Genomic DNA, 17,971 nt, shown 5'->3' with positions numbered 1-17,971 from the left:
AACGGGATTTATCGCTTAAAACCTAGCGGGGGGACGTAACATGACAGAAACAGAGATTCATGAACAATTCGTTGAAACTTATATGCATATTTTAAAATACATTGGCGATTTCGTTTCGGTGCCAACACGACCATATAAGATTACTTTTGAAGCTTACATTGTGATGCAGATGATTGCCACCACGAAAGAACCGTTGACGCTGGTTAAGATCGCCAATGCCCAACGTGTTTCTCGGAGTGCAATTGCCCGTCAAATCAATGTTTTGCTGGATTTGAAGTATATTGACCAAACGACCAATACCAATGATCGTCGGATCAAGTACTTATCATTGACACCGGCTGGCTTAAAAGTTGAACAAGCGATTAGTACTGCTTCGGATGAGCGTTTCCATCAATGGTTACAAGTCTACGGTGAACAGCGTGCAAATGATACGTTGCGCTACATTACGGATGCGGAAAAGAAAGCCACTGAAATGGGCTTTAGCGGTTTTAGTGGGCTACACGATAAGCGTAGCGCCCATGCTAGTTACACGGATCCCAAAGTCCTTTAAACTAAAAATGCACATAAAAATAGTAAGTCAATGTTGGCTCAATTGAGCACATTGACTTACTATTTTTGTCTGGTGTTGACACTGGTGACGCGCCAAGCACCGTAGATAATCAGTTGCAGCAGCCACATCAGTAAGACGAAGGCCAACATTTTAGTCGACCACATTTCTGCGAGTTGTTCCAAAATATATTGCGGGGTAATGAGTAGGTAAATCGTGTGTAGCCGTAAAAAGCGGCCCACATAAACCCCGATACTGGCAAATAAGAATAAGACGATACTGATCAACGTGCGCCCAGCTGGTAATTTTGTTAGATGCAGGCGTTGTTGAAATTGCTGGGCAACCTGATCGACACTATAAGTTCCGATAATAGTTGAGACAACAGTGGGCGCAACGAGATAAGCAAAATCACGCCACATACTAAGATCAAATTTTAGAAGGCCATTGACGGCGTAGGGTTTTAACAAGCTTAGGTGAAATAAATCGGTCAACAAGTATGGCGTGTTCGGGTAAAATAGCAACCAAATGAGCGCAATCAGCCAGAAGATGAGTGGCGAGCGGCGACTGGTTAACCAAAAACTTAATTCAATTGGAATATACGCCAAGAACGTGTTGAGCAAGAGAAACGAAAATGAATCGTGAATCGTTAACGCGGCAAAACCGATAAATCCCCAATAAGCCAACCGGACGAGCCAACGCTGAATACTAGTCATTTGATCACCACACTTTCACCATTATTTTAACAGAAATATTAACCAATCTATATTAATTAACCGCAAGTTTAATATTAACGCAAAAAATACTGAAAATCGGGGGCTTCCATTGCAAAAGGGGTCAACGCTCAGGGTTCCCCGTGCTATAATGTGAAAGTAAATAATTTTCATAAGGAGGGGGATCATGAACTTCAACTGGAGCGATTTGTTGACGGTGACTAACTTTGTCCGGCTCCTTGACATCCTAGTGGTCTGGTTTGTCATTTATGAATTGATCATCCTATTGCAGGGGACCAAAGCCGTACAGTTGTTCCGTGGCATTGTGGTAATCGCAATCGTTAAAATCCTGAGTGTCTTCATTGGTCTAGATACGGTTTCGTGGATCATGGACCAAATTATCAATTGGGGTGTGATCGCCCTAGTGATTATTTTCCAACCAGAAATTCGACGAGGGCTCGAACATTTGGGACGCGGTTCGATCTTTGTCCGTGGTAAGCGTCAAAATGAGGACGAGGAACGAATGATCAATGAGCTTGATAAAGCCATTCAATACATGGCAAAACGGCGCATTGGGGCATTAATGTCCATTAAAATGGACACAGGCTTGGAAGACTATATTGAAACTGGGATTGCACTGGATGCTGACATTACCGGTGAGCTTTTAATTAATATATTTATTCCAAATACACCCTTGCATGATGGTGCGGTCATTATTCAAGATAATCAAATTAAAGTGGCCGCAGCCTATTTGCCGTTATCGGAAAGCAATTTGATTCCGAAAGAATTAGGAACGCGTCACCGGGCCGCTGTCGGAATCAGTGAAGTGACGGATGCGCTGACCATTGTTATTTCGGAAGAAACTGGTGAAGTTTCCATTACCAAAGACAATGAACTAATGCGTGGCATGACACGCGAAAACTATTTGCGTTACTTCCGGCAAGTGTTACTCACGCCCGAAGATGAAACTAAGCAGAATGCGATTCAAAACTGGTTTGCACACATCTTTGGAGGGGGGCTGCATAAGTGAAAAAATTTATGGATAGCGCCTGGTCAATGCGATTATTGGCCTTAGTTTGCGCGTTAGCGTTATTTGCTTATGTGAGCTCGACTAAAACGAACAATACGTCGTCGAGTCTATTAACAAATAGCACCTCCAAAACGACTTTAACGTCCAACCGCAAAGTCACAATTAGTGCGCCGCTGGAATTGAACGTCAATAGTACAAAGTATTTTGTGACGGGTTATCCTGAAAACGTGAAGATCACGATCGAAGGACCAGCTGCGTTAGTCACGACGACGGCCAATACGCAGAACTTCAAGGTGTATGCGAACTTATCGGATCTTTCCGTTGGCCGGCATAGTGTTAAAGTACAAGTGGACGGCTTAAATAAAGAATTAAGCTACAGTTTAAATCAAAAATATATCCATATTAATATTCAACCACGGCGAACGGCGACTTATAAAGTGAGTGCTGATTTCAACAAGAGCAATGTGGCATCTGGCTATGAAGTCGGTAGCGCTCGGCTTGGCACAGCTTCAGTCAAAGTTACTGGTGCGGTCAGTGAAGTCAGCAAAGTCGCTAAAGTGGTGGCCGTGGTCAATACGGAAAAGAACCTGAGAAAGTCCGTCAACCAACAAGCCATGATTGAAGCGCTAGATGCGAATGGTCAAACTTTAAACGTGGTTTTAACACCGTCAACGACGTCGGTTTACATCCCGATTACGGCGGCAACGACAAAGAAAGATGTGCCGGTCGATCTCAAGGCGAGTGGTAAAACGTCCGCGGAGACGAGTTACTCGTTTTCAACGGATACGAAATCCGTGACCGTCACCGGGACCAAGGCGGCATTAGCCAAATTGGATAAATTACCGGTGGACGTGGATGTGACGAATATCGATGCGACGACCACTAAGACGGTTGATATTTCGAATACGGATGAAGATGGCATTTCATCTGTAAGTCCCACCACGATTAAAGTGAAAATTACAGTTAAAAATAACTGAAAATCTGAAATGAGGTAAAGAAACGATGAAATATTTTGGTACTGATGGTGTTCGTGGTATTGCAAACTCTGGTTTAACTCCCGAATTGGCTTTCCGATTAGGCCGCGCTGGTGGCTATGTTTTAACGGAACATGCGATCGATAAAGAAACCCAACCACGTGTTTTAGTGGCACGCGATACGCGGATTTCTGGTCAAATGTTAGAAGAATCCTTAATCGCTGGGTTATTATCAGCTGGAATCGAAGTCTTACGTTTAGGCGTCATTACCACGCCTGGGGTTGCTTACTTAGTTCGGATTCAAGATGCCGATGCTGGGGTCATGATTTCAGCGTCACATAACCCCGTTGAAGATAACGGAATCAAGTTCTTTGGTGGCGATGGCTTCAAGTTGTCCGATGCCAAGGAAGAAGAAATCGAAGCTTTGTTGGAAAAGACGACTGATGATTTACCACGGCCAGCTGCTGAAGGTTTAGGGACCGTTGCGGACTTCCCAGAAGGCAACTTGAAGTATTCACAATTCTTGGAACAAACAATTCCTGACGACTTGAGTGGAATTCATTTGGCCGTCGATGGCGCCAATGGCTCGACCAGTAACTTAGTTTCACGGATCTTTGCAGACTTAAATGTTGATTTTGAAACGATGGCCACTTCACCAGATGGCTTGAACATTAATAAGGGCGTGGGGTCAACGCATCCTGAAGCCTTAGCCAAGTTCGTTGTTGAAAAGGGTGCCCAAGTTGGGTTAGCCTTTGATGGTGACGGGGACCGTTGTATTGCGGTCGATGAATTAGGCAATGTCATTGATGGCGATAAGATCATGTATATTTGCGGGAAGTTCTTGGCTGAACGTGGCAAGCTGAAGAAGGATACGGTTGTGACAACAGTTATGAGTAACCTTGGTTTGTACAAGGCTTTGGAAACAGCCGGCTTACACAGTGAACAAACTAAAGTTGGGGACCGTTACGTCGTTGAAGAAATGCTCAAAGACGGCTTCAATCTTGGTGGTGAACAATCTGGTCACGTGGTCTTCTTAGACTTCAATACGACTGGTGACGGGATGTTGACTGGGATTCAATTACTACATGTCATGAAAGAAACTGGCAAGAAGTTATCTGAATTAGCTGCTGAAGTGACAACTTATCCACAAAAGTTAGTTAACGTGAAGGTTCAAGACAAGCAAGCCGCTTTGAGCAATGACCAAATCAAAGCTGTTATCGGTGAAGTTGAAACCGAAATGGCTGGCGACGGTCGGGTCTTGGTTCGCCCTTCAGGGACGCAAGACTTACTCCGGGTCATGGCAGAAGCCAAGACCGACGAATTGGTCAACGCTTATGTTGATCGGATCGTCGACGTGGTTCGCGCTGAAGTCGGCGTCGAAGCCTAAGGGTTTAAATTTAGTCAAATAATGATGGTCGAACTGGGAGTGCTTTCCTAGCTCGACCATTTTTTTGTACGTTGCTTTATTGCCGGTTGTTTGCTCACCTTATGTTTTAGATTGCTGTTCGATTGCCGCTCCGGGTAGGCTGGCCTGACGCTGGAACGTGGTGGGCACGGTTATGAGCCAAAGTGCGGTCTCATAAGCCGGCCTTTTACTAAGCCGAGCAACCCTCTCGGCTTAGTAAAATTTCGCCACTAGGTATCAGGCCAGTCTATCTCGTACTAGTGATGTTTTTTAGATTGTTGTTTGTTTGCCGCTCCGGGTAGGCTGGCCTGACGCTGGAACGTGGTGGGCACGGTTATGAGCCAAAGTGCGGTCTCATAAGCCGGCCTTTTACTAAGCCGAGTAAACCCACTCAGCTAAGTAAAATTTCACCACTGAGCATCATGCCAGCCTACCCTGCGCTAATGAGGTGTAAGGACTAGGTAGTTGTCGAGGAAAATGAAAAATGACGGTGATCTTTTTAGGTGATTGTTTAGTTACCGATATGGCTAATCATAATGTAACTAAGGAAAGCACATCATAGTAATATTGTCTTAGCTATTCTCAAAATAGACTCATGTGCGTTATCATTTTGCTAGTCAGAATTAGTGTGTGTGCTATGGGGTATCGTGCCAGCCCGAGGACGGTCTTGCGTGTCAACTTCAAATTGGCAAACTATGTCTTCAAATATTCCTACACACCTATTCTGATTGACTCCGCTTAATCTAAACAACTGACTAATTACTCAACAACAACCGGAAGCGGCAATCAGCGACTAACTTAGTTGCTAGTAAAGTCAATCGCTTAACCAAAAGTCGCGAGTGTTCTAATAGGACGCGTTGGTCAACAGTTAATACAATTGGGTTAGGAAAAAGTTCTATCGTTTTTAACTGTGAGGTTATAGTTATCGACTCGTTGAGGTTGGTTATGTTTCCTTTGAAATTGGTATAACAGTCTTTATGTGAATAATCGATTGACTGGATTGGTCTGATGAAATTTAGCGTCCCACCCGGCAGGCGGCCAAGAACCTGTCTCAAACACATTAAGTTTATAAATATTTACAGATTTTTTGAGAATGTGCTGGTTAGTTGTCCCGCTTACGTTCTCAATTGGTATACATGCTTATTAACACGTATACCAATGCAAAACATTATTGACTTTTTACGATTGTAACGTTAAAGTAATACTGTTTCTAGGAAATATACCAATCAGAGGTGAAAAACAACCAATTCTTAATTGGTTAAAATGGAATAGCGCCAGGACTTTAGATTCTAAAGTTGACGAGGATGACATTTATCGACAATCGACGGGTGATGTCAGGGACTGCACTCTACAGGTCAATTACAAAAACTAGTTGTGAGACTAGTGACAGATATTTTGACCAAGCAGCTAGAAACAATTCAAACAAGTAAAGGAAGATAAATTTATGTGTGGAATTGTTGGAGTTACCGGTAATGATAGTGCTGTATCGATTTTATTAAATGGCTTACAAAGATTGGAATACCGCGGGTACGATTCAGCGGGTATCTATGTCAATGACCAGAATGGCGAAGACTATTTGGTCAAAGAAAAAGGTCGGATCGACGACTTACGTAAAGAAGTGAGTGCGACCGCCAATGTGCACGGGACTACTGGGATTGGGCATACGCGTTGGGCGACCCATGGTGAACCTAGTGTTGCGAATGCGCATCCCCAAGTTTCAGCGGATGGGCGTTTCTATTTAGTTCATAACGGTGTCATTGAAAACTTCCAAGATTTAAAAAATGATTATTTAAGCGATGTTGAATTTACCTCACAAACGGATACCGAAGTCATCGTTCAATTGGTTGACCGGTTTGTCACTAAAGAAGGTTTAGACACCTTAGCGGCTTTCCGTAAAACGTTGAGTTTGTTGGGCCATTCATCATATGGTTTCTTATTGATGGACAAAGAAGATCCTGATACATTATACGTGGCTAAAAATAAGAGTCCACTATTGATCGGGGTCGGCGATGGTTTTAATGTGGTTTGCTCAGACAGTTTAGCGATGCTTGATCAAACGAAAGATTTCTTGGAATTACATGATGGTGAAATCGTTGTGGTTAAGCCTGACGAAATCAAGATTACGAACCAAGCCGGCGAAGCCGTTCAACGTGACACGTTCCACGTGGACATTGATGCTGCTCAAGCTGACAAGGGGACTTATCCCTTCTACATGTTAAAGGAAATCGACGAACAACCAAATGTGATGCGGAAGTTATCACAAGTTTATTTGAATGACGATGGGACGCCGGTCATTAATGCCGACTTATTGGACGCCATCAAATCGGCTGACCGCTTATACATCGTGGCGGCTGGGACGAGTTATCACGCTGGTTTAGTGGGTGCTAAGTTATTTGAATCACTCGCTGGTGTGCCAACTGAAGTCCATGTTTCTTCAGAATTCGCTTATAACCAACCATTACTTTCGAAGAAACCATTCTTCATCTTCTTAACACAATCTGGCGAAACGGCTGATAGTCGAGAAGTTTTGCTAAATGTGAATGAACAGAAATTCCCAAGTTTGACCATTACCAACGTGCCAAACTCAACGTTGTCACGGGAAGCCACCTACACGTTATTATTACATGCGGGTCCTGAAATTGCCGTCGCCTCAACCAAAGCTTATACTGCCCAAATTGCTTTACAAGCGATCTTGGCTAAAGCTTTAGGTGAAGCTGACGATCAAGCCGCTGCCAAAGACTTTGACGTTAAACAACAATTAGCGTTAGTTGCCAATGGCATGCAAGCGTTAGTTGATGAAAAAGCTACTTTTGATAAATTAGCTAAGAGTGCCTTATTACACACGCCAAATGCCTTTTACATCGGCCGGGGCTTAGACTACGCCGTTTCGTTGGAAACCGCCTTGAAGTTGAAGGAAATTTCTTACGTGCAAGCTGAAGGTTTTGCTTCTGGTGAATTGAAGCATGGGACGATTGCGTTGATCGAAAAGGATACGCCGGTTATTGGGATTATTACCCAACAAAAGACGGCCGGTTTGACCCGCTCTAATTTACAAGAAGTCGCTGCGCGTGGTGCGAAGACTATCACGATTGTGACGGATGCGTTAGCTAAACCAGATGACACGATTGTGTTACCAACGGTTGACGAACGGATGACGGCTTTATTGAGTGTCGTTCCTGGTCAATTATTAGCTTACTACACAAGTTTGAACAAGGGCTTGGACGTTGACAAGCCACGTAACTTGGCCAAGAGTGTCACGGTTGAATAATTATTAATTGAGATCAAAACGTAACTTATGGGGAGTTACGAGGTGTCAGCACAGATGATTGTGTTGGCGCCTTTTTTTGTTGTTTCATGGTTGACTCCGGCTTGACCCGGTTCCACGACCGCATGTCATCAGAAAATTAAAAAAATAATAAAATGAAGTGTTTTTAGTCGTCAAGTTAGTTAATTAACTTTATGATGAAGGCAAATAAGCAGAAGGGATGATTTTGACTAATGACTAAACAAAATGAACCGATTCGGGATGCTGACAAGACTGGTTGGCTGGATCAAGGGCCACGCAACGTGCAACGGGATTTACAAAATCCAGATATTTTAGTGCCGCCGACTACTGATCATGGCACGATTACAAATTTAAGATTTAGTTTTTCTGATGCGCATATGCGACTTGAAGAAGGCGGCTGGGCTCGTGAAGTGACTAATCGTGAATTGCCAGCGTCACACGATATGGCTGGCGTGAACATGTGCCTGAAACCTGGTGCTTATCGAGAATTGCATTGGCATAAAGAGGCTGAATGGGCCATTATGCTGAAAGGTAATGCCCGGGTCACCGCATTGAATGAAAACGGCGAAAGCTTCATTGATGACATCGTCGCTGGCGATCTCTGGGACTTTGAAGCGGGGATTCCACATTCTATTCAGGCACTCGATCAGGGCTGTGAATTTTTACTGGTCTTCAGTGAACCAGATTTCTCTGAAAATAATACCTTTTTGTTAACAGATTGGTTAGCACATACGCCTAAAGATGTCGTTGCGGCTAATTTCAAATTAGACGAAGATGCGTTGGAAAACTTGCCAAAACATGAAAAATACATTTTTGACGGCGCGGTACCAGGGCCAATCGAACAAGTAAAACGGCCCGGAACACCAATGGCAACCCCATTAACGTTGCACATGAAAGATGTGCCAGCTAAGCATTTTGAAGCTGGTAAAGTTTGGATCATCGACCAAGCAGTTTTTCCAGCGGCCAAAACGATTTCGGCGGCAATCGTCGAAGTACAGCCTGGTGGGATGCGCGAGCTACATTGGCATCCTAAGTCAGAGGAATGGGACTACTTTATGCAAGGTCGTGCCAAGGTTGGCGTTTTCAACTCGAATTCGTTAGCCCGGACGTTTGACTATCAGGCTGGCGATGTGGGTGTGATCCCAAAGGAAGCCGGTCATTACATTCAAAATATTGGCACCGAACCGTTGATTTTCATTGAACTCTTTAAGAATCCAGTTTACTCGGATATTTCGTTAAACAAGTGGTTAGCGACGACCCCATCGCAAATCGTGGCGGATCATTTAAATGTGACGCCAGCGACCGTTGAACAGTTTCCAAGTGAAGAAGCTGCCGTAGTTTGGTACCAGAATCCAGATCAGCCGACTGACACGCAGTCAACGAATGGGCATGTCGATGATGCCAATGCTTACTTTAGTTAAAGCCAATGCCAACTTTTGATTTAATTGTGATTGGTGGTGGCGTTGGCGGCGCTGGTGCGGCCATTAAAGCACGGTCGCATGGTCAAAAAGTCGCGGTCATCGAGCAACGCGACTGGGGTGGGACGACCGTTAATCGCGGGAGTACGCCGAAAAAAGTCTTATTAGCGGCTGCTGAAGCCCACCGGCACTTTCAACCGCAAACTTTCGCGGCAACGACGCCAGCCATCGATTGGCCGAGATTAGCTGCTTATCGTGATACGGTGGTAGCACAGACGCAAACGAGATTCAAGCAACGTTTCCAACAGCAGGGAATTTTTACCTATGAAGGCCATGCTGAGTTTGTTGATGCACAGACGATTTCTGTAAATGGGCAATTCTTGACGGCGACTAACTTTGTGTTGGCAACGGGGGCCCATCCGGTGGAATTGGCGTTTCCGGGCAATGAATTTGTGCAACATTCTGGCAGCTTTTTCCGTAGTGAGCGGTTACCCAAACGACTGACGATCCTCGGCGCTGGGATTATTGCGTTTGCGATGGCCAGCATTGCCAGTGAGGCTGGGGCCAAAGTCACATTGTTACAACATGATGCGGTGGCATTACGGGCTTATGATCCAGAATTTGTTGGCTTGTTGTTGGCTGACTTGGGTAAACGTGGTGTCGACTTTCAATTCAATGATGAATTGACAACGTTGACGATGACGGCCAACGGCTTGCAGGGAACGACGCGACAAGGCACGACCTTTATTACGGATGCGGTTTATACCGCGCTGGGTCGGGCGGCCAATGTCGGTGATTTAGGGCTAGCGAATGCCGGGGTAGCCTTTAATCGACAAGGGATTCAAGTCAATTCGCGACTGCAAACCACGCAACCTAATATTTATGCCGTGGGTGATTGTGCAGCGGCTAACGTGCCCAAATTGGCCAATTATGCGATCTATCAAGGTAAGTATTTAGGCGATAGTTTGACTGCTACGCCGACGTTTCCAATTAAGTATCCTCTGCCTGTTTCGGCGGTGTTTAGTTTGCCACGGCTGGCACAGGCCGGGGTCACGGTGTTGCAAGCTCAGGCACAATCGGCTAAGTATCAGCTTAAAGCGATTCCGTTGGCGCAATGGTTAACGTATCAGCGTGAGCACGATGATCAGGCACGGCTGAAATTGATTATCAATCGTCAGAGTCAGTTGGTCGTAGGGGCAGAAGTTTATAGTTATTCAGCGGATGAGTTGATCAACTATTTGGCTATTTTGATTCAACGCCAATTGTCCGTTGCACAAGTCCATGAGCTATTTTTAGCTTATCCAAGCACGGCGACTGATCTGTACGGTATCTGGATTTAAATTTGAATTTTTGCGCGCTCAAGTCATTGGCTTGGGCGCGCATTGGTGTTTCTTAGGGGTGAGCGTGTATAATGAACCAAGAGATAAAAGGTAGAGGAAGTGGACTTGGTGTCAATTAAACTCATTGCGACCGACTTGAATGGGACGCTCTTACATGGTGATCAGACGTATAATCAAGCGTGGTTGCAACAAACGCTGGCGGCGCTGAAAGCACGTGGTATTCGCCTCGTGTTGTCGTCCGGCAATCAATACGCGCATTTAAAACAGCTGTTTGCACCCGTTGCGACGGATAATTTAGTGATGGTCGCGGAAAATGGGGCCTCAATTTATTTAAATGATGAACAGGTCTATGATGGCAGTTTGTCAGCAACCGAACTTGAGCGGTTCGTAACGGTCGACCGACAACAGGCGCCTTTGAAATCATCTTATGTGATCTTAGTGGGTGAGCATGGGTCGTATACGGAAGCCGGCGCGCCCCAAGCCTTGTTAGATGCCGCCGAGAAGTTCTATGATAATTTGCAACAAGTCGCGGACTTTTGCGTGGTTCAAGATAAGATTAAGAAAATCAGTGTTTCCGCAAATCCAGCGCACGTTGCCCAAAAAGTAGCGGCCCTAAATCAGTATTTTGATGGTCGCTTACAGGCGCATGATAGTGGCTATGGCGTGATTGATCTCGTGACAGCCGGCGTTGGCAAGTTGCCAGCCGTACAGTGGCTCATGAAAAAGTGGCAGCTTTCGGCGGACGATCTATTAGCGTTCGGTGATGGCGACAATGACAAACCCTTGTTGCAATTTGCGGGGCATGGCTTTGCGATGCAAAATGCCGATGTGAGTGTTCAAGCTGTGGCAACCGACGTAACGACCTTAGATAATGAGCATGACGGTGTTTTAGCAACGATTGAAAAGTTAGTTCTTTAATCGATTTTGAATATAACTAAACTAATGACCTCAGAAATTTTCACTTTCTGAGGTCATTAGTTTTAGTCTCGAGATTAACTGTCTTTGGTCAGAGCCTGGTTTGGGTTAAAAAAGCTCTGAACACCGGTGGAGTTTAAGGCAACGAGGCGTTGTTTGAATTGTGCCGGCGTCAAATCTAGTTGACCCGTGAAGAATAGTCGGAAAAAAGTGAGCATGTTATGGATTAAGAAATTGGCGCAGATAAAGGCATCGGTTTTGGACAGGTGATAGGCACGTTGCAAATTGGCGGTCAGTCCCCGCGCGACTTCGATTTGGACTTTGCGGGCAATGAAGCTGTAATCATCGTTTACGAGCACTAGACGATTGAAATCACGTGATTGGTTAAAGTAGTCTGCTAAACGGTCAAAAATCAAGCCCGATTGCGCTAGGCTGGCTTTAATATCTTGTTGGTTAATGACAGTTAAGATGGCTTCAGCACTTTCATGACTGAAAGTCGCCGCGAGGTCATCAATCGAGTCAAAGTGTAAGTAGAATGTTTTACGATTAACGTTGGCGACTTCGGTCAGTTGTTTGACGGTGATGTCGCGATATTGATGGGTGACGGCGAGTTGTTGAAAAGCAGTGCGTAACGCTTGATTGGTTCGTTCGACCCGGCGATCTATTTTGACCATGTGCGTCCCTCCTGATTAGTTAGACCCCAGATGTGGCATAAGTGTGGCTTAGACCCCATTTTGCTAGCGGCTGTTGTGGTTTTCAAATCCGATAGTCAGTATGCTATGACCACAGCTGAGGATTATTTCAGCAAAAGCATAGCACAACAATGGGGGCAAACGCACATGATTAAAGCCGAATGGCGGTATCTTTTGGGACATAAATTTATTTTGTTAGTTTTGATTGTGATTGGATTCATTCCATCGATTTACGCGGTCACTTTTTTGAAGTCGATGTGGGATCCATACGGCAAATTACAGGATCTACCAGTGGCCGTTGTGAATCATGATCAGGCGACGACGTATCAGGGCACGCACTTGGCGGCGGGCAAACAATTGACGCATGCTTTGACGCACTCGTCCGCCATGGCTTTTAAAGTCATGTCTGCCCGTTCCGCGACGCAAGCCTTGAAAAATGGCCAAGTCTATATGGTCATGACGATTCCAAGCAACTTTTCGAAAAATGCGACGACACTTTTACAGACCAAACCGAAGAAAATGGTATTACAGTATGCCACAAGTGCAGGTCACAACTATACCGCTTCTAAAATGACGGCTAGCGCGGCCAAGACGGCGGCGGACCAAGTAGCCGACCAAGTCACTAGGACCTATGCCAAAACGATGTTTAACAGCATTAAAACGCTCAGTAACGGAATAACTGCGGCTGGTCAGCATAATCAGCAACTCGCAACCGGAAGTCAAAAAGCTGTCACGGCCGATCAACAATTGACGACCGGCTTAAATCAGTTGGTGGCTAGTACATTGACGTTCCGTGATGGCACCAATCAGTTGGTGACCGGCTTAAATCATTATTTATCCGGGGTCGATCAGGCGACAAGTGGGAGTCGCACCTTAAGTCAAGGGGTCAAGACTTATACCAATGGGGTCAACACTGCTAGCACAGCGGCGCAACAACTGGCCACTGGCTCACAGACACTTCAAGCTGGGACACAACGAGTCGTTTCCGGCGTGGGCAGGACGGCTGTCGGCGCACAGCAACTCAGTCAAAATTTAACTGAGTTGACGCAAAAGACCGGTCAACTGAGTGGCGGAACTGCGCGGCTAGCAACGGCGAGTCAGCAATTGTCACGCGGCATGCAACAGCTGACGATGGGTGGGCAGCAACTCACCACGGGATTAGACCAGTTGCAACTCGCCGTTAACCAGCAAGCTAAGGACCCAATATTGTCACGACAAGTTTCACAATTAGCTGCGACGCTCAGTCAGCACGGGTCAGCAGCTCAGTTGGCGGCCATTAAAACCGCCATCAATCAAGTTGAAGCAGCAACGACTAAGCCAGCCACGGACAACAGACTCGCTGCTAAAGTGGCCGCCACAGCGGATGCAGAGAAATTGACTGCCACGCAGAAGCAAGCGATTTTGGCGACTATTAATGGCGCTCAACCAACGCAGTCTACTGAGCTGACGGCGGCGTTACAACAGTTGACGCAGGCGGCCGCGGCACTGCCAAGTGACCACACCACTCAAGCGACCACTGAACTACAAGCGCTCAAACAGGCGCTTCAAACCACAGCCAATAATCAACAGGCACTAGCGACGAAACTCGCAACCGTGACCAACGGGGCACAAACGTTAACGAGCCAATTACAAGCGGCAACGACTGGGTTTCAAACGTTGGACCAAGGGGTGCAAGTCTTAGCGACCCAAACACCAAAGTTAGTGACCGGCACACAAGCCTTATCCGCGGGCGCAACCGGCTTAGCTACCGGAACAACCCAACTCGCACAGGCTAGCACGGGGTTAGGCCAAGGGAGTGGGCAATTAGCGACTGGGGCCCAACAACTGGCGTTAGGCACGCAAAAATTAAGTCGCTCGGGTGCAAGCTTGACGCAAGGCGCTGAGACGCTGACGGCTGGCTTGACCACTTTGACGCAACAAAAGTCTGCCTTATTAAATGGCACGGGCCAATTAACTGCCGGGACGGCACAACTGGCCACTGGTGGTCAACGATTAGCACAAGGCGGCAATCAGTTGGCGACCGGACTTGATCAGGTTCAGCAGGGTAATCAACAGTTAGCTACCAAGTTGACGGCTGCTGGCAAACAGGCGTCAGTCCGGCCAACCAATCTGACGTATGATCAGCTTGCCAAGCCGACGACGACCAAAGCGAGCGACGCGGATGACGCACAAAATAATGGGACTGGGATGGCGCCGTATATGATGTCGGTATCCTTATTTGTTGGGGCACTCGCGTTTAATATGATGTTTGATATGTATACGCCACGCAAATATCCGAAGAGTGGCTTTCATTGGTGGACGGGGAAAGGGTCGATTCTTTTAGCTTTTGCTCTGAGCGAAGCCGTGCTAATCGAAGGGCTGTTAATTTTGATTGATGGGCTTGCCCCAATTCACCCGTGGGCCACCTTTGGCGTACTCGTCAGCATTGCAGTTGCCTTTATGAGTATTGTTTACTGGCTTAATTTAGTGTTTGGTAAGGTCGGGGCGTTCTTCAGCATGATTTTACTGGTTTTACAATTAGGCGGTTCAGCGGGAACGTACCCAATTCAGCTTTCTAACCACTTCTTCCAGACGATTCATCCGTGGTTGCCAATGAGTTACGCAGTAAGTGGGTTACGCAACACCTTGATGGTCGGCAATTCAGCTTGGCCGCAAATTGGTGTTCTGATAGGGATTGGAGTGCTGTTTTCAATCTTCAGTATGCTGTTCTATGGTCGCCGGCACGGACGGGTTAAAGCGATTGATTTTGAAGATGCTGATTAGGAGAAGTTAGTGGAATTTAAAGGTGGCTTGGCGGCCAGCGTAGTCGTCAAGCCACCTTTTTTGTCCGATAAGAGACTAAAAACGACCTGATTGTGGTCAGGTCGTTGGTAATTAAACATCATATATATTTGAAAATTGATAAGCGGTTTGATAAGTGACTGGGACATTCGGTTCAATAATAATATTACCGAATTCCTTGTGATGAATGGCATCTGGCAACATTTGCGGTTGGAGTGACAAGCCTAATTGTGAACGCATCGGTTTGCCGCCGTTAATGCGATAACGATCGTCACGATAATTCGTGGCGCTGGAAACAACGACGGCCTTAGCATTTGTCCGTAAGGTAACTTTACGACCACTGACGCGATCGAGGAGTTCAACTTGTGGATGCGGGGTCTGATTTAGGACGAAGCCGTGATGGAGGCCATCTTTGATTTGAGCAATCTGCGGGCCGATTTCCGTGCGTTCGCGGAAGTCGAAGGGCGTGCCGGTGACCCAAGGCAATTTGCCGGTCGGAATCCCATGCTTGTTGAGCGCACAATATTCATCGGTGTTGATTTTCAAAACTTGGTGGTCGATCAGGCGGTCAGCGTCGCCGCTTAAATTGAAATAGGCGTGGTTGGTTGGATTGAATAGGGTGGCTTTGTCACTTTTACCGGTGTAACTGATTGTAAACTTGCCGGTATTGTCTAAAATAAAGTTTGCCGTGATCGTCATGGTTCCTGGAAAGCCATTTTCGCCATCCAGCGTGATATACTGCATGACAAGGCCAACTTGTTCCGACGTTTGTAATTTACGTTCGAGGAACCAAGGCTCAAAGGCAATTTGCGGCATGTTGCCACCGTTTAAATTATGTTCGCCAAAATTTTGTGTTAGATCATAGCCGCGCCACCGGGCATTCTTCAACACGCCAGCGACCCGGGCAATCGTTGCGCCAAAAAACGATTGATAAGTAATGTAATCTTCACCATTATCAAAACCTAAAATGACGTTAGCAAATTCACCATCCTTGTCATGAGTTTTAATGGCCGTAACCGTGGCCCCCCAGTCCATGATGGTGACGCTCATGTGATGATTGTTCACTAATGTGTAATAATTTATTCCGTTGGCTTGATGCTCAATTATCTTCATAAATTCAATCACTCCAATGCATGCCTGACAATTATTCTGTTACCATATAGTATATTTCATTCTTACTTGGAATGCGAACGATTACCCAGCCTGAATTGGATTAATTTGTATAATTTCTCACAAGTAGTTGCGTGCCGTCCTTAATTTTAGATTAAGGTTAGCGTGTCGGTGCTTGACGGTGTTAAACTTCTCTAGTACCATATAGCAGTTAGTAATATGCTGCTATTAGAATATAAATCGCAAAAATTAGGAAGTATTAAAATGACAACTGATTACAAAATTAAAGTTCAAAATGTGACGAAAGAGTTTGATCTTTTCAAAACGCGTTCGGATCAATTAAAAGCTTTTTTCTCGATCACGCATCGTGAAATTCCAGAATTCTGGGCACTTAAAGGAATCTCACTTGAAGTGAACCCGGGTGAAACGCTTGGGTTGATTGGGGTCAACGGTTCTGGTAAATCGACTTTGTCGAATATCATTTCCGGGGTCATTCCGCAAACCACTGGGGTCGTGGATGTCCGCGGGGATACTTCGATTGTTGCCATTAATTCCGGGCTGCGTGGCCAATTGACCGGTTTGGAAAATATTCGTTTGAAAGCCTTGATGATGGGGATGACCAATCATCAAATCGACGACATGTTGGATAGTATCGTGGCGTTTGCTGATATTGGTGATTTCGTTTATCAACCAGTTAAGAGTTATTCCTCTGGGATGAAATCTCGGCTTGGTTTCGCGATTGCCGTGCATATTAATCCAGATATTTTAATTATTGATGAAGCGTTATCCGTCGGTGACGATACGTTCTATCAAAAGTGTGTGGAAAAAATCAAAGAATTCAAGAGCCAAGGCAAGACGATTATCTTCGTCAGTCACTCTTTGAAGCAAATTGAAATGATATGTGATCGAGTTGCCTGGATTCAATATGGTGACTTGAAAAAGGTTGGCTCAACTGAAGAAGTCGTTAGCGAATACCGTGACTTCATCAAGTGGTTCAAGGCTTTGTCGAAGAAAGATAAGCATAAGTATCAAACGGATGCCAAGGAACGTCAAAAGGCTTTCGATATTAAAGCTTATCAAGAAAAAGTCACCGCTGAACGTCAAAAAGCGGAACCAGATAATAACCATGTTGCGCGGGACGTCCAAAAAGACTTTTATAGTGGCGTGATTTCAGAAACGATGCCATGGCGGACACGGATTTTCTCTGGTCTTGTCGCCATTGCAGTTGTCTTTTTAATGTTGGTCAACATTTCAGGACATTCCCTGAGTGGTGTCTTACACCAGCCATCACAGATCTTCCATCCAACATCAACATTAGTTGGGCCGGGAGTTACTAAATCAACAAAATAATGTTTTAATATAAAAATCGTAATCACTTAACTGTTGGCTGCGATTTTTTTGTGGCAATAAGGGCGAACTACTGGGCAAGGTTAGTTGAACTAATTAAGTGATTAAACAGTGGAAATAGCGTAAGTTCGGCTTGATAACGGCCTGTCGCAGGCGATAAACTTGATGACGAGATAGTCAAAATCAAGCTATTCATTAAATCGAGATGATTTAAGTATTTATTTTTGCTAACTGTTGACAACGCTTACAATATCGCTTATCCTTAGTTCGTAAGGTATTTAGTTACCTTCTAATCAATTCTCTTTCTCTCTTATGCCGACCACTATCTTTGGATAGTGGTTTTTATTTGAAACAAAATGAATTTTGAACGCACTAAACCAAAGCACTCGAAAGTGTTGAAAAAAACTAGTATACTG

The 17,971-nt window shown here is 45.4% G+C and carries 13 protein-coding genes; 10 read left to right on the top strand and 3 right to left on the bottom strand.

Going from position 1 to position 17,971, the window contains the following annotated elements:
• Window positions 1–40 precede the first annotated feature (40 nt).
• Complete coding sequence (locus FFM70_RS04920; RefSeq protein ID WP_137615739.1) at window positions 41–550, top strand: MarR family winged helix-turn-helix transcriptional regulator; 510 nt, start codon at window positions 41–43, stop codon at window positions 548–550.
• A gap of 59 nt (window positions 551–609) precedes the next feature.
• Here FFM70_RS04920 and FFM70_RS04915 read toward each other — a convergent pair whose 3' ends face one another.
• Entirely contained in the window at window positions 610–1,260 is a 651-nt protein-coding gene (locus FFM70_RS04915; protein WP_137615738.1) for a DUF1361 domain-containing protein, read from the bottom strand.
• A 184-nt stretch (window positions 1,261–1,444) separates the two neighbouring features.
• Here FFM70_RS04915 and cdaA point away from each other — a divergent pair, with 184 nt between their 5' ends.
• The 7 genes from cdaA (at window position 1,445) to FFM70_RS04880 (ending at window position 11,628) form a co-directional block, all read left to right on the top strand.
• Window positions 1,445–2,287 (top strand): diadenylate cyclase CdaA, encoded by an 843-nt coding sequence (gene cdaA, locus FFM70_RS04910; protein ID WP_137615737.1) that lies wholly within the window; start codon window positions 1,445–1,447, stop codon window positions 2,285–2,287.
• Window positions 2,284–3,264, top strand: coding sequence for a CdaR family protein (locus FFM70_RS04905; protein ID WP_137615736.1), 981 nt, complete (start codon window positions 2,284–2,286; stop codon window positions 3,262–3,264). The genes cdaA and FFM70_RS04905 overlap by 4 nt, the downstream gene beginning before the upstream one ends.
• A gap of 25 nt (window positions 3,265–3,289) precedes the next feature.
• Window positions 3,290–4,648, top strand: coding sequence for a phosphoglucosamine mutase (gene glmM / locus FFM70_RS04900; protein ID WP_137615735.1), 1,359 nt, complete (start codon window positions 3,290–3,292; stop codon window positions 4,646–4,648).
• 1,462 nt (window positions 4,649–6,110) lie between these two features.
• Window positions 6,111–7,934, top strand: coding sequence for a glutamine--fructose-6-phosphate transaminase (isomerizing) (gene glmS / locus FFM70_RS04895; protein WP_137615734.1), 1,824 nt, complete (start codon window positions 6,111–6,113; stop codon window positions 7,932–7,934).
• 230 nt (window positions 7,935–8,164) lie between these two features.
• Entirely contained in the window at window positions 8,165–9,373 is a 1,209-nt protein-coding gene (locus FFM70_RS04890; RefSeq protein WP_137615733.1) for a cupin domain-containing protein, read from the top strand.
• A 5-nt stretch (window positions 9,374–9,378) separates the two neighbouring features.
• The gene (locus FFM70_RS04885; protein WP_137615732.1) at window positions 9,379–10,710 is read left to right on the top strand and encodes a dihydrolipoyl dehydrogenase family protein; all 1,332 of its coding nucleotides are present in this window, start codon (window positions 9,379–9,381) and stop codon (window positions 10,708–10,710) included.
• Between the two features lie 108 nt (window positions 10,711–10,818).
• On the top strand, window positions 10,819–11,628 hold the full coding sequence (locus tag FFM70_RS04880) for a Cof-type HAD-IIB family hydrolase (protein WP_137615731.1): 810 nt from the start codon (window positions 10,819–10,821) through the stop codon (window positions 11,626–11,628).
• Between the two features lie 74 nt (window positions 11,629–11,702).
• Here FFM70_RS04880 and FFM70_RS04875 read toward each other — a convergent pair whose 3' ends face one another.
• On the bottom strand, window positions 11,703–12,299 hold the full coding sequence (locus FFM70_RS04875) for a TetR/AcrR family transcriptional regulator (protein ID WP_137615730.1): 597 nt from the start codon (window positions 12,297–12,299) through the stop codon (window positions 11,703–11,705).
• 165 nt (window positions 12,300–12,464) lie between these two features.
• Here FFM70_RS04875 and FFM70_RS04870 point away from each other — a divergent pair, with 165 nt between their 5' ends.
• Complete coding sequence (locus FFM70_RS04870) at window positions 12,465–15,080, top strand: YhgE/Pip domain-containing protein (protein ID WP_137615729.1); 2,616 nt, start codon at window positions 12,465–12,467, stop codon at window positions 15,078–15,080.
• A 111-nt stretch (window positions 15,081–15,191) separates the two neighbouring features.
• Here FFM70_RS04870 and FFM70_RS04865 read toward each other — a convergent pair whose 3' ends face one another.
• The gene (locus FFM70_RS04865; protein WP_137615728.1) at window positions 15,192–16,211 is read right to left on the bottom strand and encodes an aldose epimerase family protein; all 1,020 of its coding nucleotides are present in this window, start codon (window positions 16,209–16,211) and stop codon (window positions 15,192–15,194) included.
• Between the two features lie 261 nt (window positions 16,212–16,472).
• Between FFM70_RS04865 and FFM70_RS04860 the strand changes: the two genes are divergently transcribed.
• Entirely contained in the window at window positions 16,473–17,558 is a 1,086-nt protein-coding gene (locus FFM70_RS04860) for an ABC transporter ATP-binding protein (protein WP_137615727.1), read from the top strand.
• Window positions 17,559–17,971: the final 413 nt, after the last annotated feature.

This window comes from Lactiplantibacillus nangangensis (assembly GCF_005405065.1).
GTDB classification, from domain to species: domain Bacteria; phylum Bacillota; class Bacilli; order Lactobacillales; family Lactobacillaceae; genus Lactiplantibacillus; species Lactiplantibacillus nangangensis.
The sequence above is the reverse complement of the archived record's forward strand: the minus strand, read 5'-3'. Positions and strand labels throughout refer to the sequence as shown.